Below are 18,534 nucleotides of genomic sequence, written 5' to 3'. Positions count from 1 at the left end.
AGGGCAGGAACAGATGAGCGTCAACACCCAGGACATGGAGATCGTCCACCGCGCCTTCCGCCGTGAGTCTCGGCTGCTGATGGAACTCGTCGCGGCGGTCGCCCCGGGCGACACCGCACGCGCCAAGGTGATCGCCGACCACTTCCGCGACTACCGGACGGGGCTGAAGAACCACCACGAGGGCGAGGACGAGCTGCTGTGGCCGCCGCTCCTGTCCCGGGTCGATCTGGAGGCGGACACCGTCCTGCGCATGGAGGCCCAGCACGAGCGCGTCGCGGCCACGATGACCAGGCTGGACGCCGCGGTCCCGGCGTGGGAGGCCACCGCCGGAGCCGACGAGCGCGACACCCTCGTGGCGGTCCTCGCCGATCACCGGGCGGTCCTGCTCGCACACCTCGACGACGAGGAGGCCACTCTTCTCCCGCTCGCGGCCGAGCACATCACCGAAGAGGAATGGGCCTCCTTGGGCGACCACTTGGTGGCCAACACGCCCAAGCTCACCCTGCTCACGCTCTTCGGCCTCGTCCTGGAGGACGCGAACCCGGCCGAGCGCGCCACGCTCCTCGCCGTCCTCCCCGCACCGGTACGCGGCATCTGGCACGTCATCGGCCGCCCCCGCTACGCCCGCCACATCCGCCGCGTCCGCGCGGCCTGACCAGGCCCCATACGACTCACCGGGCTCACCGAGCTCACGAAGACTCACAACGCAAGGAGAAGAACAATGTCGCTGAAGAAGTTCAACACCGTCCTGGCCGCCGCCTTCATCCTCTTCATTCTGTGGTTCGGGACGGAGTTCATCGTGAGCCCGGAGACGACGGCGCCGGGCTTCGGCCTGCCGAACTGGCCGTCCGGCGACGGCGGCGGCTTCCTGATCGTCAAGGGAATCCGCGATGTCGTCCTGGCCCTGGTCCTGGGCATCCTGCTGGTGACGGGCCACCGCCGGGCGCTGGGCTGGGTGCTGCTGGTGGAGGCCCTCGCCGCGTACGGCGACATGACCACCGTGCTGGTCCACCACGGCTCCGTGGCCACCGCGCTCGGCGTCCACGGCCTGACCGCGACGCTGATGGTGGTCAACGGCCTGCTGATGATGCGCGAGACCCGCAAGGTCGCGGCCGCCCCGGTCGCCGCCAGGGGGAGCGCCGAGGTGAGCGCGAAGGCCGCCAGCAGGTGATCCGTGCCGCCGGCGAAGGACGACACCGGCACCGCGGTGGCGGGGCGCCCGCAGTGATCCAGGCGGCACCGTCCCTACCGCCCCGCCCGCCAGAAGAAGGCGGCCCGACGGCCCGGAGCGCTGTGCTCCGGGCCGCGGTGCAGCCAGCCGCCCCTCAGCCTCCAGCAGACATCAGCCGTCGTTCTCCGAGGAAGGAAGGTACGCCCCCGGCACATCCCGCGGCGCGAAGATCTTCTTCTCGCCCGGGTACGGCTTGTTCCAGTTGTGCGTCTCGTACCAGGTGAGGTGGTTCATCTGGGCGGGGTTGGCGTAGTCGGGGACTGCGTGGGGGCCGGTCAGCCGCTGCTTGGACTTCCACTTGTCCCAGGTTGCCGCCAGGTCCTGCTTGTCCGCCGGTACCTTCGCGAGCGGGACGGCCGCTGCCTTGGGGCTCTGCGGTGCCGGGGTGTCCGGGCCGCAGGGCGGCTGGGTCTTCAGACCGTCGGTGAGTGGGACGCGGTTGGGCTGCGCCTTGAACGGGGTGGGGTCCGGGGTGCGGGTGAAGGCGCGGCTCATGGGGCTGGCCGCGCTGTCCTTCTGGTTCATCGGGTGGATCCCGAGGATCTGCTCGATGGTCCGGATCATCGTGATCTGGGTGTAGTAGTGGCTGTCGGTCCTGCCGTGCTGTGCCCAGGGGCTGATGATCTGGATCGGGGCCCGGTGCCCGTCGATGTGGTCGAGGCCGGCCTGGGAGTCGTCCTCGACGACGAAGACGGCCGAGTTTTTCCAGTACTTGCTGTGCGAGATCTTGTCGACCATCTTGCCGACCGCGAGGTCGTTGTCCGCGACCTGGGCGGACGGGCTCGCCGGACCACCGGTGTGGTCGTTGGAGAACCAGAACATGTTCAGGTTCGCCGGCCCGTTCTTCTCGAAGTCCTGCTTCCAGATCTCGTACTTGTAGATGTCCGGGACGTCGAGGTCGAACATCGGGAAGCCGGGCACCGACACGTCGTTGAGCGAGGGGATCGCCGACCCGGTCTTGATGGGGTAGGCCGTGGGCTGCCCGGTTGTGTCCATGGTCTTGGCGTCGCAGTACAGGTTCTGCCAGGACGCTCCGGACGGTTTGCTCTCCATCGACTGGAACTCGCCGAAGTCCTTGACGGACTTGCCCGCAGCCTGCGCACCGGTCCACAGAAAACCGGACTTCTGGTGGCCGAGAGCGTCGTTCTCGGTGTCGTAGCTGCGCTGGTACTCACCGGCCGAGGACTCGGTGTACTCCGGATTGTCGCTCTGCATCAGCCAGTTGTGGCCCTCGGCGGAGTTCGTGCCGATGTCGTAGGTGTTGTCGTACAGCCCGAACTGCCTGGCCATCGCATGCTGGTTCGGCGTCACGTTCTCGCCGAACTGTGTCAGCGTCGCGTCGCCGTTGCCCTGCGGCATGTCGCCGAAGACCTGGTCGTAGGTCCGGTTCTCCTTGACGATCAGGAAGACGTGCTTGATCGTCGAAGGGTCGCCGAGCCGCTGCGGGACCGCTGTCGGCCTTGTGTCGCTCTTGCCGTCGGTCTTCTTGACCGAGTGGCCCATCCAGCCGTTCTGCTTGAAGACCATGGCCGTCTTGGACCTGATGACGCTGTCGTCCGGCAGGGTGAACCGCAGCAGGCTGGAGGTGGTGTCGTGGGTGCCGTGCGCGCCGCTGGGGTTGGGGCGGCGGGCGTCGATACCACGGGTGTTGGAGACCAGCACCTGGTTGCCGACGGTGGCGATCTCCGCGGGGAAGTAGTCCGTGGGGAGCAGGCCGACGTAGCTGACCGGCTCCTGCGGGCTCTTGTACTTGTACACGGCGACCGCGTTGGCGCGGCCGAGCGTCACCAGCAGATGACCGTCGTCGGTGAGCGTCACCGCGTTGGGCTCGTAACCCACCGACGCCTCCGGCCACGGACGGGTGGCGATGGTCTGCACGACCTTGTCGCCGGCGGTGCTGATGACCGATACGTCGTTGCTGGCGGTGTTGGTGACGAACAGCGCCCCGCCCTTGGCGTACAGGGCGGTCGGGTGCAGACCGACCTCGATGCTCCCGACGGCGGCATCCGGCTTCGCCAGGTCGATGACGCTGACCGTCCCGGTGGTGGTGGCGCCGGTCTTCGGGTCGGCAGGCACCTGGGTGTTGTAGGAGTTGATCGTGGTGTCGCCGGGCCTGGCCGGACGGCCGCCCTCGTTGCTGACGTAGAGCTTGTCGCCGACCTTGACCATGTCACGCGGGGCGTTGCCCACGTCCCAGCTCTGCTTGACGGCCCCGGTCGCCGCATCGAGGGCAACCACCTTGTTCTGGCCGTTGACCGCGGCGTACACGGTGGAGCCGTCGGACGAGAACACCGGCTCACCCACCAGCGCGTGCTTGGGTCCGTCCGCCGGGATCTTGATGAACGTCGGGTCGGTGACGCTGCCGTCCGGGCTCACGGTGAACTTGGTGTAGCCGTCGGTCTGGCCCAGCCACAGCTGCTTGCCGTCGGGGGAGTACGTGGGGCCTTCCTGGCCCACGGAGTTGCTGCTGATGCGCGGGATCGACGATGACGAGGCGCTGACGAGCTGCTGCACCTTCCAGCTCTTGCGGTCGACGATGGCCAGCGCCGCTCCGCCGTCGGTCAGCGAGGCCGCGATGTGGGTGCCGTCCGGGCTGACCGAGGACGACATGATCTTGCCGTTGTCGATGACGAGACGGTCGCCGTACGGGGCGATGTACTGGTCGCTGGAGATGACCTGGCCGTCAGCCGTCTTCTGGCCGACCTGGTCGGTGCCGAACTGGTGCGTCTGGGCATAACCGATGCCGGCGGTGGCGGCGAGAACGACCGCGGTGGCCGTTGCCAGGGCACTGCGGCGGCCGAAGCACCCGAAGCGTCTGTCGAGGAAGCCGGCACGGTCGTTCTCGCCATGCCGACGGCGGCGTATGACCTGCATGGAGTCATCCCTTCGAGGTGGAGACGAGTTCGACATTGCCGTCGAACTGCCACAGCGGGTTCGGCGCGTCCCCCTCCGGGGTCCGCACCAGGAAATAGCCGTTGACTTCCTTCGGCCCGTCGCCATCGGCCATGAAACGCCCGTCCGGGGTCACGTCGAGCTGATAGATGGCCTGCCCCGCGGCCTGGACGCCGGGGAGATGCCAGGAGACGACGCAGCGCCAGTCGTTGCCCGGCCCCTGCGCGGCGACCTGGAGGCTGCCCTTGTTGCACGTCGCCGTGGCTCTCAGCTGCGCCTCGGTGACGGCGGGCCGGTGGAGCTGATCGGTCTGCATCCGGTACAGGTGGGCGAATGCCGTGGCGACCGAGCGTTGCACCTTCTCCTGCCCGATCCCGGAGCCGGTCGCCGTGGCCGTGGTCGACGTGGTGAGGACCGCCACCGTCACGGCGACCAGCCCGACCAGCGGCAGCACCCCGACCGTCACCGCGCGGCGCCCCGAGCCGTCGTAGCTCAGGTTCGTGAAGTCGCGCCGCAGGAACAGCAGATAGGCCAGCGCCGTCGCCAGCACGGCCCACGCCAGGCTGACACCGATGCCGATCAGGAGCGGGGCGAGCTGGGCCGGGCCGGTGAACAGACCGTTCCAGGCGATGAAGGCGTAGCTGGGCAGGGCGAGGCGCACGGTGACGGGCAGCGGCATCATCTGGGCGAGCTGCATCGCGAGGGCGACGAGCGCGGGCAGCAGCAGTCCCATCGGGGAGCGCCCCAGCGCGACGGACCCGAGCAGTCCGATCCCGGCGAGGGCGAGGGTCGGAGCGAGGACGCAGATCCAGGCGAGCAGGACCTTTGCGGCGGCGTCCGCCGACGTCAGCTGGTGGCCGTCGAGGCCGACCAGCGGCCGGCCGCCGACCGTCGCGACCCCACCGGCCGCGCTGGAACAGGCCAGCCCGGCCACGAGCAGCAGGAGGACGGTGAGGCTGGCCAACGCCTTCGCGGCGAATATCCGCCTGGGCGACCGGACCGCCACGAGCAGGTGGCGCCAGGTACCGAGCCGGTCCTCGGCGGCGAACACATCGCCGGCGACCACCGAGGTCAGCAGCGGAAGCGCCCAGGTGCCCGCGAAACCGAGCATCACCAGCGGTCCGGCCCATCCCGTGGCGTGCATCCAGCGACCGAAAAGGGTGTCGACGGGGAGCGTGCTCTGTTGGCCCACCGCGGCGACGAAGAGCGCCGGAGCGATCCAGCAGGCAAGAACCAGCAGGCGGATCCGCCACTGCGAGACCAGCTTGACCAGCTCGAAGCGGTAGACACGCGCCACCGAGGCGCGGCGGGTACCGGCGCCGTGGGGCTGGGCGTGGGCTTGGGCGTGAGCGTGGGTCGCGGTCATCGTCCGGCCTCCTCGGGTTCGGTGAGGACGAGGAACGCTGCCTCGAGCGGCGATACCACGGGGGAGAGCTCGCGTACCGCGATGCCCGCCCGCACCAGCCGCACCACCAGTGCGTCGAGGGCTGGTACCGGCGCGCGCACGACGAGCACCTGCGCATCGTGCCGTGCCCCGGCGTCGTCGACGAGGCGGATCCCGGCCGTTTCGGCGGCCAGTTGGCGGGCGGCGTGCGCATCGGAGGTGCGTACCCGGTAGTCGAGTTCCTGCTCCTCGGCGGCCAGCTTGCTCAGCGGACCGGAGAAGGCGACCCGCCCGGCGGCGAGGATGGTGACGTCGGAGCACAGGGCCTCGAGGTCGTCCATGCGGTGGCTGGAGAGCACGACGCTGGTGCCGTCCGCCGCGAGCCGGGTCAGGACACCGTGTACGTGCTTTTTACCGGCCGGGTCCAGACCGTTGGACGGCTCGTCAAGCACAAGCAGCCGGGGCTTGGTGAGCAGCGCCGCGGCCAGCCCCAGCCGCTGTCGCATGCCGAGGGAGAAGCCGCGGGCCCGGTCGTCGGCGACGTCGGTGAGCCCGACCTGCGCAAGCGCGTCGTCGATCGCCGTCGTCCGCGCGTCGTCACCGCGGAGAGCGGCCAGCGCGGCGAGGTTCTGCCGGGCGGTGAGCGAGGGGTAGAGACCGGGTCCGTCCACGAAACCCGCGACACCGTCGGGCGCGTCGAGCGCCCGCCCGACCGGTGTACCCCGAATGTCGAGGCTGCCGCTGTCGGCGACGGCCAGACCCAGCAGGAGGCCGAGCAAGGTCGTCTTGCCGGCGCCGTTCGGTCCGACCAGGCCGTGAATCTGCCCCTGTGTCACATCCAGGTCGACGCCGTCGAGCGCGACGACATCCCCGAACCACTTGGTGATCCCGCGAGCCCGGACTGCGAGGAGTGCATCCATGAGTCCCCTCCTTCGAAAACCTCAAGGACCGTAGATGCAGCGCACAACAACGATCAGGAGCAGTCAACTGAACGCTCATAAAACGGTTGACGACCGGCCTGCACCCCGAGGATGCCCGAGAGGGTGCCGAAGAGCGCCGGGCCGCCGCTCGGGCTGCGCTTCCGGACCTCAGCGCCCCGGTTGTCACCGGGTTCCGGGTGGCGGCGCTGTTTCAGAGGTGGTCAGGCGTCCGGCGGAGTACGAGGGAGACGAACCCCCAGGTGTCCCGGTAGAAGCGGAGCCATTCGGTGCGGTGGGTGGTCGCCGCGGCGAGCGCAGACGAGCTGTCCGGATCGGCCGGGTGGTCGAGCGCCCAGGAGGCGAGCGACCCCCAGCAGGCCCATTCGTAGTCGTCCAGTTCGCGACGTGTACTGACGTGCCCGTGGACCGGCGTCCATCCGTCGGCGACGACGTGGTCCACGGTTGTCGCGAGATCGGCGCAGTCCCCGAGCATGTCGATGGCCTCCTGGGACGGGGTGCGGTCCCAGAAACCTTCGCCGATCAGGACGCGGCCGCCGGGAGCCAGGTGCTTGTGGGCCGCGGCAAGGGTGGGCAGGAGACCGCCGAAGGCGTGCGTGGCGCCGACGCTGATCACGAGATCGAAGGCCTGGGCGGCCGCGAAGCCTTCGGCCCCCTGGTGGTGGAGGACGATGCGGTCCTCCACGCCACGGTCACGCGCCGCCTGCCGGGCCTGTGCCAGGGCGTCCGCGGAGACATCCACGCCCTCGGCGCGCAGGTGCGGCCGTGCGGCCAGGGCGCGCAGGAGCCATTCCCCGCTGCCGCAGCCGAGGTCGAGCACCCGCTCGTCGCCTCGGGGCAGCCCGTATTCCAGGAGCCGACGCACGGATGTGTCGTTGAGCGGGGATTTGACCGGGTGGTCGGTATGGGCGATACGGGAGATCTGTTCGCGATTCACGCGCAAGCCTTTCCACGACAGGGCACACCTCGCTCACTCCGGGGCGGAGGTCTGCGAAGTGCCCGTCGGCCTAAGGGGTCTGACGAAGTGTGGGATGGCGCCCGCGGGCCGGCCGCCGGCCGGCCCGCGGACCGCCTTACGCGCTGTGCCGGTCCTGGGTCGGCTGCTGCGGCGAGAGGTCGAGTCTGTAGTGGATGGCCTGATGAGTCGGCGTGTAGCCGAGCGCGTCGTTGATCGCGCGCATCGGGAGGTTGCCGTCGGCGGTGTCGGTGCGCAGGCCGCTGAGGTTCGGGTGACGGTCGCGGGCCTGCAGGATGGCGGCCGCCTTCATCCACCGGCCGAGGCCGTGTCCGCGGTGCTCGGGCAGGACGCCGGTGCCGTAGTGCTGCCCGTCGCCCGTGCCGTCGCCGGAGACGACCAGCTCGGTGAATCCGGCGATCGAGCCGTCCGCCTCATCGATGGCGACGACGGTGTGCAGCACATCGCCGCGTCGGGCGACGGCCGCGGCCACGGCTCGGATGCGATCCACGTCCCAGTCGACCGTGCCGTAGTCGGTGTCGCCCATCGGCATGTCATCCATGGCGCGGCGGGAGAGCGCGAACGTGTCGGCGAGGTTGTCCGGGACGGTGCCGTCCCAGCAGGACAGTCGATAGCCGGGATGGGCCCGTTCGACGATCGCCGTGAGCGCCGGCCGGTTAGTGTCGGCCAGGTTCAGCCGCGTGTACGTGAACGTCACGGCTTCGCTGAAGCCTCTGGCACGCAGGAACTGTGCACCGGGGGACCCGGGTTCGGCCTGTGCCACGAGTGAGCGGCGGCCGTCCTCGCGGGCGGCGTGCACGGCGGCGTTCAGTAGCAGAGTTCCCGTGCCGTGTCTGTGCGCGGACGGGTGGACGTGCAGGTCCACCTCGGCATAGTGCTGCTGCCCAGGCGTGGTGAACAGCCGCAGAAACGCCGAACCGACAGGGAATCCATCGGCGTCGGACGCCAGCCACGCAAGGCGGCGGCTGGACGAACCGTGCTCAGGATCGATCAGTGAGGTGAGGTGAATGGACAGGATGACTCCATCGTGAGGTGGCGAACGTCGAAATCGGGTTCGGCAGCTCGGCACTTGTGCGCATCTGCTGCACACCTCCTCCTCGTCGATGGGCCTGCCGTATCGCGGCCAGGTGACCGTAGCGGCCCGGGGAACACGGGCGCAAAGCCTTTTCTCCTTTCGCGATCTGAATGCCGGTTGCTGACAAGACCAACGCGCTCCCGACGCCCCTCAGCCGGGGCCGGACGCCCCCGCCGCCGCCATCCGTGCCGGGCTCGCCTTCAGGGCCCCGCGCTATCGGGAACCGGATCCACACAGCGGAAGCCGCAGAACCATGCTCTCCACCTCGGCAGGCCGGACTGGCAGCGTGACGTGCGGATGTCAGGTGGAGCGGCGTCCGGTGCACGTCCGGCGGTTTCTGCGGTCCCTTGGAAGCCAGCGGTGGCTTCTGCCGTTTCGACGGGCGGCCGATCGGACGTACCCGCCCGTCAGTGACTGCTGATGCCGCGTGGGGAAAGATCGAGCCGTACACCGAACTACTTCGTTCCTGGAGGCGATATGAGCAGCGCCCTTCTCGTGATGGACGTCCAACGGGCCATCGTGGACATCGCCGACGACGGCTCCGGATACGTGCCACGGCTGCGCAGGGCGATCGACGGGGCCCGGGCGGCGAACATCCCCGTGATCTACGTGGTCATCGCGTTACGTCCCGGTTTCCCGGAAGTCGGCACGCGCAACAGGCCTCTCGCTGCCATCGCACGGGCAGGCCTCTTCGTAGAGGGCGCGCCCGGAACTGAGATCCACCCCGAGGTCGCGCCCCGGCCGGGCGATGTGGTGGTCACCAAGAGACGGGCGAGTGCGTTCTCGGGCAGCGATCTCGACGTGGTGCTCAGGGCGCGAGGCATCGACAGCCTTGTGCTCACCGGCATCGCCACCAGCGCTGTGGTGCTGTCCACCCTGTGCCAGGCCAACGACCTGGACTTCGGCCTCACCGTCCTGTCCGACGGCTGTCTGGACACCGATCCTGAGGTGCACCGGGTTCTTACCGAGCGGCTGTTCCCGCAGTGGGCGGATGTCGTCACCGTCGACGACTGGCTCACGACGATCGCCCCTCAATAGCGGCACGCCGGGTCGACGGCAACGTGGGCGGTGCGGTCGGCGCCGGCGGGCACCCACCATGTACGTGGATGGGGTGGAAGCGGCCGAGTCGGCGGATGCGCTCGAACTGGAGCGCCGGTCCGGACCGCCGGTCCGGTCCGGCCCGAACTGCCGGACCTCACCACCCGGTTGGACACGAACGGGCGAGGCCGGGGCTCCGCGTGCGGCTGCCGGGAGTCGACCGCCGAGCAGCGGCTCACTGCCGTCCGGCCACGCCACTGCACCAGGATCACTTCGTGGCGCACCCCTTCACCGGGCAGCCTTGGGGGCCGAGTGGCGGTCCAGGGCGGCTTCGACGATCCTCATGAGCCGCTCACCCGCTCGCCCTTCACCGCCGCGTTCAATGTCGCGGGCACCCCCGCCATGTCCGTCCCCCTGGAGACCGACCTCGCCACCGGACTCCCCATCGGCATCCAGTTCGCCGCGGGATACGGCCGCGAGGACGTCCTCTTCCGTCTCGCCGGACAGCTGGAAGAGGCCACTCCCTGGGTGCAGCGGACCCCCGCCGTGTGGGCGAGCAGCCACCACAACGCCTGACCGCGCTCCCGCACTTGTGGCTCGACGCCACCCTTGCCGGCAGGCGGGCGCGGAGGTTCGTTCGGATGCCTACCAGGTCGGCTGCGGTCAGCAGGCGTTGCCGGTCGGGGTGGAGGGTGTGCCGGCAGGTGCGTCGGCGCCAGGTCAATTGACCACGATTTTCGCCGCTGAAATGCACCATGAACTGGGTCTCTGGGCTTCCTAGAGTGGTACTCACAACGGCGGCGAACGGGCCGCAGAACCGAGGAGACCGGATATGACCAGCCAGAACGCCGACTTCGCCGCAGTGCTCACCCGGGCCGCGGAGGCCGAGACGACCAGCGACCCGAGCAGTGTGATGACGCTGCTGGCCGACTCCGACACCACCGGCGGTCTGCTCACCAGCTACCGCTCCACCTTCGCCGAAGGAGCCGTCGGCGCCCCGGCCCACTTCCACACCCGCGCCGCGGAGCTCTTCTTCGTCATCGACGGCGCGCTGCGCGTCCTCGTCGACGAGGAGATCACCGTGCTCGAGGCGGGGGACTTCCTCCTCGTCCCGCCGAACACTCCGCACGCCTTCGCCGCCGCCCCCGGACGCGAAGCCGACGTCCTCTTCGCCTTCACCCCCGGCATGGCCCGCTTCGACTACCTGCGCCTGCTGGGCCGGGTCATGCGCGGCGAGGCGAGCCCCGAAGAAATCAAGGCCTCCTCCGAACGCTTCGACAACCACTACGTCGACAGTCCTGTATGGAACGCCGCACTCCAGGCCTGAACGAGCCCGCACACCGCACCCTCCCGGCCTCCCGACGCCCGCCGGGCACCCCAACCACCTGCCCTGCAGCCGCTACCCCGGCCGTCGGGCAGCAGGTAGGCGCGGGAGGCCGAGACGCCGTTCCCGGGCGCGGCTCGGCCCACCGCGCCCACCTTCCCGTCGGCGTCCAACGTCCCCGTCCCGGCGATGGTGCGCCCACCGGTGAGACCGCCGCCTGCGCCGTCACCGGCCGGCCTGCCGACGATGCCGAGCGAAAACATCGGACCGGCGCTCGGGCCACCCACAGCGTCGAGCGCCGGCTACACCCTCACCTGCCGGGGGAGGAGTGCGGGTCAGCCGACCGCGTGGTGCCGCCGCCGGGAGGAAGCGGCGGGCACCACGTCGGCCCTGATGCCGGTCGCGGTCATCCGGACACGTCATCGCCCCAGAACTGGGCGATGACGTCCTTGGCGCTGTTCTGCTGGGACTCGGTCGGGAAGGTCGGCGTGCCGGAGACCTTCGGCAGCTTCGCCGCTGCGGTCTTGTCCAGCGTGCCGGCCTTCTTCATGGCGGTCATCAGAGCCGGACGGGCGTATCCCTTGAGTCTGAGGTTCTGGCCCTCGGCGCTGTAGAGGTACTCCATCCACAGGCGTGCGGCCGCGGGGTGCGGCGCATAATTGTTGATGGCCTGCGAGTAGTACTGGGAGAACTTGCCGTCCGAGGGGATGACGACCGTCCAGTCGAGGCCCTTGGACTTGAACGCGTCGGTGTACCCGGCGTTGAGGTAGTCCCAGTCGATGCTGATCGGAGTCCGGCCCTTCTCGACGGTGGCCGGGGTGGACTGGACGGGCGTGTAGTTGCCGTTCCTCCTCAGCTTGGCGAAGAAGTCCAGGCCGGGCCGGATGTCGTCGAAGGAGCCGCCGTTGGCGAGGGCGGCCGCATACACGGCACCGAAGGCCGAACCCGACTTGGCGGGGTTGCCGTTCAGCGCGACCTGCCCCTTGTACTGCGGCTTGAGCAGATCCTTGAAACTGGTCGGGCAGGTCTGCACACGCCTGGCATCGCAGCCGAAGGATATGTAGCCGCCGTAGTCGTTCGCCCAGCGGGCGATCGAGTCCCTCTGGGCATCGGGGATGTCGGCGAAACCGGTCACCATGTACGGCGCGAGCAGCCCCTGCTGGGCGGCGCTCTGCGCGAAGGAGCTGCCGAGGTCCAGGACGTCGGGCGCGTTGTCCTTGCCCTTGCGCGAGGTGACCGCGTTGATCTCGTCCTGGCTGGCGCCGCTCGGGTTCTCGACCTCGACCTTGATGCCGTACTTCTTCTCGAAGCCGTCGATCAGGGCGCCGTAGTTTGCCCAGTCGCGGGGCAGCGCCATCGCATGCAGTGTGCCCTCCTTCTTGGCCGCCTTGGCCAGGGCGTTGATGCCGCCGGCGGCCTTGGCCGTGGTTGCGGTGGCCACGCTCTTGCCGTCGGGGCTGGTCGACGCGTCGGGGGACGCGCCGCAGGCGCTGAGGGCGAGGGCGGCGGCGCCGGTGAGGACGCCGGTGAGGACGGCTGTCCTCGGCAGGGACACGGTCACGGTCTCTCCAGGGGTACGCACAGAGGGGTTGAGGGGTTCATGCGGGGCCACACAGGGGATGCACGTGGGGGGTGGCGCTTGTCCGGCGACTTGTCCGAACAAGTTGGGCCTCAGTAGGCCCGCCAATGGTGTACGGAAGGTGAACATCGGTTAAATTATTGACCCCGATTCCCTCACAATCGCAGCTCGCGGGGGCATCACGGCATCTCACCTAGGCTGGCCGCGCTACACACTGTGCGCACAACTCCGCGCGAGAGAGGAAGCATGGCGGCACGACACGAGGAGATCGCCGAAGAGCTGAGGCGCGCGATTGACCGCGAGGACTACGCCGTGGGCAGTCTGCTCCCCGCGGAGACCGAACTCGCGGCCCACTACGGCGTCTCGCGCGGCACGGTGCGCCAGGCCGTCGCGGCCCTGACCGCCGAGGGACGTATCGGGTCACGCCAGGGCGCCCGCCGTGTGGTCCTGGCCGGCCGCCGCAGCCAGAGCTTCGCCGAGCTGTGCAGTTTCGCGCAGTGGGCACACGCAATGGGCCGCGAGGCGTCCGGACGCGTGATGTCGTCCGCGTACCGCCCCGCGACGCCGGAGATCTCCGCGCGACTCCGGCTCCCGCCCGGTACGCCGGTGCTGCACATCCTGCGAGTGCGCGGTCTGGACGGCGAGCGGGTGCTGCTGGAGCGGACCGTGTACGCGGACTGGATCGCCCCCACCGTCGAGCGCATCGACCCCGAGTGCCCGTCCGTGACACAGCGGCTGTACGAGGACGAGGGCCTGGTCCTCGCATACGGCGAGCATCTGATCGACGCCGTGGCGGCGGGAGCCCAGGACGCCGAACTCCTCGGCGTGCGCCGCACCAGCCCGCTCCTGCGCGTACGACGGGTCACCACCACACGCGATGGGCGCCCCGTGGAGTGGTCGGACGACCGCTACCGCTCGGACGCCGTGAGCTTCAGCGTCCACAACTCGACAGGGAACAACCCGCTGGCTCGCAAAACGGGCCCCGCCATGAGCTGAGCCGCTCCGCGGTCTGCCTCGTGCGTCGCCCGCCGGGGTGGTGTCCGGCTGCCACCCTTCGGGAAGGGGGCGGCAGAGTCCGCGAGACCCCCGAAAGAGGCGGGGTGCGCCCGTACCCACGTCACCGGACATGTGTGCGCGGTTCGATACGCGGACGCCACACCGCCACACCGGCCCGGAAATCCGCTCGGCAGCAAACAGCGGCACACGGCACAGTGGCCCCATGAAGGAACGAGGGCTGAACCGCGACGGAACGATCGCACGCGAAGGCGCACTGGAGCGAGTGCCGGCAGCGTTCGTCCCCGTCGTCGATGCCGCCCGCGCCCATATCACCGAGACGTTCGGCGGAACGCGTCTGCACAGTGCCTACGTCTACGGCAGCATCCCCCGTGGCACCGCCACCCCCGGAGTCTCCGACCTCGACCTCCAGCTCGCCCTCCACGACGAGCCCACCGAAGCCGACCGCGCTGACGCCAAAGCCATCGAGGCCCTGCTCGACCGTGCATTCCCGCAGATCGATGGCGTCGGGATCCTGCTGACCAGCACACGGGTCCTGCTCAGCGACATCGAACGTCACGACGGCGGATTCTTCATCGCCTGCCTCTGCACCCCGTTGCTGGGCCCGGACCTCGCAGAACAATTGCCCCGATACCGCCCCACGGCCCTCCTCGCCCGCGAGACCAACGGTGACCTCGCCCGCCTGCTTCCACACTGGCGTGCCACAGCAGCCGAAACCACCACAGACGCCGATCGCCGGACCCTCAGCCGTCGCGTCGGCCGCCGCCTCGTCCGCACCGGATTCACCCTGATCATGCCCCGATGGGGCGGCTGGACCAGCGACCTCGACCGGTCCGCCGACTTCTTCGGCCGCTACTACCCCGAGCGCGTCGAGCAGATGCGTGTCGCCGCATCCATCGGCCGCGCACCCTCACCCGACCCGGCGGTGCTCGCGATGCTCGTCAACGACCTCGGCCCTTGGCTCGCAACCGAATACACAACCGTGCACGGCGAGAAGCGCCGCGTCCCTGTCGGGCGGCCCACACCATGACTCTTGGCCCACACCATGACTCGGCCTTCTCAGCAGCCACCGACACTCCAGATGCCCAGCAGCGGTGTCCCTTCTCATCGACCGTGTCCCACGCAGTGATCGACAACTGCTGTTGAGACTCCTCGGCAACCGATGCCCGTTCTCATCTGCGCAGCCGGTAGGCGGATCCCCTGACGCGGCCGAATCTACGAAAGTTCCTTGCGCATCAACGTGCACATCGTTTCGTAGCGGCGCAGCGATCCATCCGGGGCTTGCTCGTCCCACGAGTCCGGCTGACGGTCGTATGCGACGTAGCCCAGTCGTTCGTACAGAGCCCGGGCCCGGGGGTTGTTCTCCTCCACGCCGAGCTCGGCCCGCCGCAGGCCGCGGTTCCTGATCCGAAGCTCCGCGGCTGCGACAAGGAAGGTGCCGATCCCGCAGGACTGCAATGCCGGATGAACTGCCAGCTGCCACAGAGTGCCGACACCGTCCTTGACTTGGTAGTCGACGCCACCCTTCGCCACGGGAATGTCCGTTGCAGTGCAGACCGCAAGGTAGTCGACCTCACCGAGCCGGGCACGCTCCAACTGCGTTGCGACGCCGGCCAAATGGCGTTCGGACCCCGACCAGCCGCACGACACGAGGTCCGCATGCACCAAATCGCGTACCGACAGCTTCAACACAACATTGATCATCCTCACCGCCTCCGACCAGCCAGCATCCAGGCCGGTCACCACAGGATGCAACGCCGTTTCCCATCCGTGCTCCCGGCAGGCCACTACCGCCGTCCCACCGGCATGCGTCCCCCGGCTACCGCACCAAAGCCATCGACCACGGCGCCCGCCTCGGCATCGACGTCGAAGTTGTCCAACGTGCCCCCGGCGTCAAAGGCTTCAAGGTGATTCCCCGTCGCTGGGTGGTCGAGCGGCCCTTCGGCCGGCTGATGCACCACCGCCGACTCGCCCGCGACTACGAAACCCACCCCCCCGCTCCGAAGCCATGATCCGCATCGCGATGATCGACGTCATGAGCCGCAGGCTCACCAGAGCACCCATCCCGAACCGGCGCGACGTCTGAACCTCGAACCGAACGACATCGCCGGGACGGAACGCTCCTTTCAACACTCCTGTGGTTGGCGGACATCGCCCGTGCCCAGTGTGATCACGGTCCGGGCCCGCATGGGCCCTTCGCCGCGTCGGGAGAGCAAGACCACCTCCTCGACCACTGCCGACAGCGCGCCGAGCCGGAGAGCGCACTCGGCAGCCAGGCGCTTCGGGTCCTGGGTGCGGCCGAGGGACAGATGTGGGGTGAAGCGGCCGACGCGCCCGTGGCAGAGCGGGAACCGCAGCCCCAGCTCCCGGTGGAGATGGGCCCACGGCGCCGGGTCGGCCGCGGCCGGATCGAGCCACAACGTGGCGTAGTGCCGGTGCCGGAAGTACCGTACTCCGGCCAGGCGCGCCGTGAACGCCGTGCTGTGCGCCGCCCCGGCGGAGAGCAGCGGTACGGCCCGTGCGAACTCCGCCTCCGGTACGAAGCCGAACAGCAGATTCACATGCGGCGGCCACCGTCGTACTTGCGGATCGTGCTCCCAGCGGATGTCCTGAATCGTCGGCCAGAGATTCTGCGGCGGCAGCCAGGCCACCGCAGTCCGGGCCGTCGGTGCCACGTCGAGGGCATCTGCCGGCTCGGCCCCGCCGAAGACCGGTATTCCGTTCACATGGCCATGTTCCCAAACAAATCGGGCTTGGAAAATCGTCCGGAGTCTCTCCCGCGGGGCGCGCCGAGGTATGGCCGGTGGCCTGTCACTCGGCACCGCCGGCTGGTCGCCCTGCCCCGTCCCGAGGATCACGGCACACTCCGTCGCGGTTACCGTTGCCCGTGCCCCCCACCCCACCGAACCGACTTATGGAGAATCCCCGTGTCCGTGCCTCTCGGCGAGGATGTGGTGGCGCTGTTGCGTCGCCCCAGCACTTGTTACATCTCTACGACGATGCCCGACGGCTCGCCGCAGCTCACCCAGACCTGGGTCGACACCGACGGCGAGCATGTCCTGATCAACAGCGTCGAGTCGCATCAAAAGACCCGAAACATCGCGCGCGATCCGCGGGTGGCCGTCGCGGTCGCCGACCCCTCGGAACCGGCTTCCTACGTCCAGATCCGCGGCCGCGTGGTGCGTGTGACGACCGAGGGGGCGGTCGACCACATCGAGGCGCTCTCACAGAAGTATCTCGGCGGGCCCTACCCATGGTTCGGCGGTCGCGACCAAGTCCGGGTGATCTTCGTGATCCAGCCCGAACGGATCAGCAGCCCTCGCGGCTGATGAGCGTGATGTCACCGCGCGGGGCAGGCCCCGGTCCCGTGACGGGGCGCAGTGTGGTTGGGGCCGGCCTCACCGGTGACGTCACGCCGCTGCCCGGGTCGTCCCCGCCCCGGTAGGGGAGACGCTCGGGCCCGGGTGCCGTCACCGATACCGAGCGCGTGCAATCCACTCGCATTCTCCGCCTCCGGGCGTCATCTTCTACGCGAGGCGCGAGGTGCGAGGTGCGAGGCGCGGACGTGCTCGGGTGATGTGGCGCGTTCGCGCACGGGGGCGGCGGGGATGTCGTCCGCGCTGCGCTCGCCCCCGAGATCACCCCGTACCGAAGGGCACCCGGCACACCAGCCGTGCCCAGGCCGTCATCCGCGGCACGGCGCGAAAGACGCAGGTGCTGTTCTCGACCGCAGCCGAAGCCCGCGAAGGGGCCACCAGCGGTCTGGTCACCGCCGCGACGCAGCACACGGCCGTCCCGAGGCGGGCGGGTCCGGTACACCTGCGGAAGCCGCCCGCCCGCGTTGCCCCCACCAGGCGACTTCGTCGCCGACGTCTGGAGCAGTGCCGGAGGCGGCGGAGCGGGCCGGCGGCCCTCCCGCCCATGGTCGTCCCGGAGCCGCCGACGGCCGCCGACGCCGGCTTCCTCACCGAAGCCTGGAACACCACAGCTTCGGACCCGGCCGCCGACCTGGCGAGACCCCGTAACTACCAGGGCCGGATCGGCCGTACGCCGATGCGCCTGCCCTCCTCGTCGAGCAGGTGACCCATCCGTTTGACGGTGCGCAGGCCCACGATCCGGTCGGTGACGGTGAGGCTCGGGAGGCGGGCGCACAGGGCCGTTTCGCGACGCTGGACATCGCCGAGGTCGTGCACCCACAGGGTGAGGAGGACGTTGGCGCTGCCGGTGACGGCGGCCACCAGGCGGCATTCGGGCAGGGCGGTCAGGGTCCGGTGCACGGTGGCGAGGTCGCGTGCCGGTACGTGGGCGAGGAAGGTGACAGGGACGGGGCGGCCGGCGAGCGGGGCGGCGACGTCACAGCGGAAGGCGAGGACGCCGGAGTCGGTCAGGCGCTGCAGCCGGCGGCGTACGGTGGCCGGGCTGGTGTCGGCGCGCTGGGCGAGTTCGGCCCGGCCGAGCCGCCCGTCCTGGACCAGCAGGTCGAGCAGGCGGCGGTCCAGGGCATCGAGTGCGACGCTGCGCCGCGCGTCCGGTACCGGCGGCGCGAGGCCGCCGAGGGCGGTGCGCTGAGCGGGGTCCAGGGAACGCAGGCGCCAGCGGTTGCCCTCGACGTACATCGAGGTGGCGAAGAGACAGTTGACCGACGTGATGCCGGGCAGCAGGTCCACCTCCTCGGTCAGAAAGCGGCTGAGCGCGGCCAGATCCGGGGCCAGCACGTCGAGCAGCAGATCGGTGCTGCCGGACGCGGTCACCTCGATGGTGACGGCCTGCGGGAGCGCGCTGAGCCGCGTCGCCAGCTCCGCGCGCGCACCGGGTGAGCAGCGGAGCAGGACGAACGCCGAGCACCTGCTGCGCGAGAAGTCCGGTCCCGGAGTGGCGCCCACCCAGGCGAGCCCCGCAGCCGTCAGCCGTTCCCAGCGCCGGGCCAGGGTGCTCGCGGTGACGCCGAGCGGCGGCGCCAATGCGGACCAGGCGGCGCGGGGCCGGAGCTGGAGCGCGTTCACCAGAGCGAGGTCGAGTTCGCTGGCGGTGACCGTTTCTGGCATCAGTGCGCTCCGTACGTCCGATTCCCTCGATATTCCGG

The 18,534-nt window shown here is 69.7% G+C and carries 16 protein-coding genes and 2 pseudogenes; 9 read left to right on the top strand and 9 right to left on the bottom strand.

What is annotated here, in order from left to right; translation table 11 throughout:
- Positions 1–13 precede the first annotated feature (13 nt).
- Together AC5677_RS01055 and AC5677_RS01050 are read left to right on the top strand one after the other, a co-directional pair.
- Complete coding sequence (locus AC5677_RS01055) at positions 14–655, top strand: hemerythrin domain-containing protein (RefSeq protein ID WP_497193075.1); 642 nt, start codon at positions 14–16, stop codon at positions 653–655.
- Between the two features lie 66 nt (positions 656–721).
- A complete protein-coding gene (locus AC5677_RS01050) occupies positions 722–1,171 on the top strand; it encodes a DUF4267 domain-containing protein (protein ID WP_497193074.1) in 450 nt (149 codons plus the stop codon).
- A gap of 171 nt (positions 1,172–1,342) precedes the next feature.
- Here the strand turns inward: AC5677_RS01050 and AC5677_RS01045 are convergent, their stop codons facing one another.
- From AC5677_RS01045 to AC5677_RS01025, 5 genes are all read right to left on the bottom strand, one after another.
- Positions 1,343–4,105, bottom strand: a complete 2,763-nt coding sequence (locus tag AC5677_RS01045) for a bifunctional YncE/alkaline phosphatase family protein (protein ID WP_497193073.1) — start codon at positions 4,103–4,105, stop codon at positions 1,343–1,345.
- Between the two features lie 4 nt (positions 4,106–4,109).
- Positions 4,110–5,489, bottom strand: coding sequence for an ABC-2 transporter permease family protein (locus AC5677_RS01040; protein ID WP_497193072.1), 1,380 nt, complete (start codon positions 5,487–5,489; stop codon positions 4,110–4,112).
- Positions 5,486–6,427, bottom strand: a complete 942-nt coding sequence (locus tag AC5677_RS01035) for an ABC transporter ATP-binding protein (protein WP_497193071.1) — start codon at positions 6,425–6,427, stop codon at positions 5,486–5,488. Before AC5677_RS01035 ends, AC5677_RS01040 begins: the two co-directional genes overlap by 4 nt.
- Positions 6,428–6,638: 211 nt before the next feature.
- On the bottom strand, positions 6,639–7,382 hold the full coding sequence (locus tag AC5677_RS01030; RefSeq protein WP_497193070.1) for an SAM-dependent methyltransferase: 744 nt from the start codon (positions 7,380–7,382) through the stop codon (positions 6,639–6,641).
- A 136-nt stretch (positions 7,383–7,518) separates the two neighbouring features.
- Positions 7,519–8,490, bottom strand: coding sequence for a GNAT family N-acetyltransferase (locus tag AC5677_RS01025; protein WP_497193069.1), 972 nt, complete (start codon positions 8,488–8,490; stop codon positions 7,519–7,521).
- Between the two features lie 483 nt (positions 8,491–8,973).
- Between AC5677_RS01025 and AC5677_RS01020 the strand changes: the two genes are divergently transcribed.
- The 3 genes and pseudogenes from AC5677_RS01020 (at position 8,974) to AC5677_RS01010 (ending at position 10,861) form a co-directional block, all read left to right on the top strand.
- Positions 8,974–9,534 carry a cysteine hydrolase family protein gene (locus AC5677_RS01020; protein WP_497193068.1) on the top strand — a complete coding sequence of 187 codons (561 nt, stop codon included), beginning with the start codon at positions 8,974–8,976 and terminating at the stop codon, positions 9,532–9,534.
- 357 nt (positions 9,535–9,891) lie between these two features.
- A pseudogene (locus AC5677_RS01015) lies at positions 9,892–10,110 on the top strand (amidase family protein); the annotation flags it as partial.
- A 256-nt stretch (positions 10,111–10,366) separates the two neighbouring features.
- Positions 10,367–10,861, top strand: a complete 495-nt coding sequence (locus AC5677_RS01010) for a cupin domain-containing protein (RefSeq protein ID WP_497193067.1) — start codon at positions 10,367–10,369, stop codon at positions 10,859–10,861.
- 403 nt (positions 10,862–11,264) lie between these two features.
- Here AC5677_RS01010 and AC5677_RS01005 read toward each other — a convergent pair whose 3' ends face one another.
- Complete coding sequence (locus AC5677_RS01005; protein ID WP_497193066.1) at positions 11,265–12,419, bottom strand: ABC transporter substrate-binding protein; 1,155 nt, start codon at positions 12,417–12,419, stop codon at positions 11,265–11,267.
- Positions 12,420–12,683: 264 nt separating this feature from the next.
- On the opposite strand from AC5677_RS01005, the gene AC5677_RS01000 reads away from it, so the two are divergent.
- Both AC5677_RS01000 and AC5677_RS00995 read left to right on the top strand, forming a co-directional pair.
- A complete protein-coding gene (locus AC5677_RS01000; RefSeq protein WP_497193065.1) occupies positions 12,684–13,433 on the top strand; it encodes a GntR family transcriptional regulator in 750 nt (249 codons plus the stop codon).
- Between the two features lie 223 nt (positions 13,434–13,656).
- Positions 13,657–14,481: a nucleotidyltransferase gene (locus tag AC5677_RS00995; protein WP_497193064.1), complete on the top strand. Its 825-nt coding sequence runs from the start codon at positions 13,657–13,659 to the stop codon at positions 14,479–14,481.
- A gap of 185 nt (positions 14,482–14,666) precedes the next feature.
- Here the strand turns inward: AC5677_RS00995 and AC5677_RS00990 are convergent, their stop codons facing one another.
- Positions 14,667–15,155, bottom strand: coding sequence for a GNAT family N-acetyltransferase (locus AC5677_RS00990; protein WP_497196942.1), 489 nt, complete (start codon positions 15,153–15,155; stop codon positions 14,667–14,669).
- Positions 15,156–15,259: 104 nt separating this feature from the next.
- Here AC5677_RS00990 and AC5677_RS00985 point away from each other — a divergent pair.
- Positions 15,260–15,537 (top strand): annotated as a pseudogene (locus tag AC5677_RS00985) (transposase); the annotation flags it as partial.
- 40 nt (positions 15,538–15,577) lie between these two features.
- On the opposite strand, the gene AC5677_RS00980 reads toward AC5677_RS00985, so the two are convergent.
- Complete coding sequence (locus tag AC5677_RS00980) at positions 15,578–16,177, bottom strand: 2'-5' RNA ligase family protein (protein ID WP_497193063.1); 600 nt, start codon at positions 16,175–16,177, stop codon at positions 15,578–15,580.
- A gap of 201 nt (positions 16,178–16,378) precedes the next feature.
- Here AC5677_RS00980 and AC5677_RS00975 point away from each other — a divergent pair, with 201 nt between their 5' ends.
- Positions 16,379–16,780, top strand: a complete 402-nt coding sequence (locus AC5677_RS00975) for a PPOX class F420-dependent oxidoreductase (RefSeq protein WP_497193062.1) — start codon at positions 16,379–16,381, stop codon at positions 16,778–16,780.
- Between the two features lie 696 nt (positions 16,781–17,476).
- On the opposite strand, the gene AC5677_RS00970 is transcribed toward AC5677_RS00975, so the two are convergent.
- Positions 17,477–18,496 (bottom strand): Lrp/AsnC family transcriptional regulator, encoded by a 1,020-nt coding sequence (locus tag AC5677_RS00970; protein WP_497193061.1) that lies wholly within the window; start codon positions 18,494–18,496, stop codon positions 17,477–17,479.
- Positions 18,497–18,534 lie beyond the last annotated feature (38 nt).

This window comes from Streptomyces sp. JLSY215 (assembly GCF_059682825.1).
This window is presented reverse-complemented; position numbering and strand designations above follow the sequence as displayed.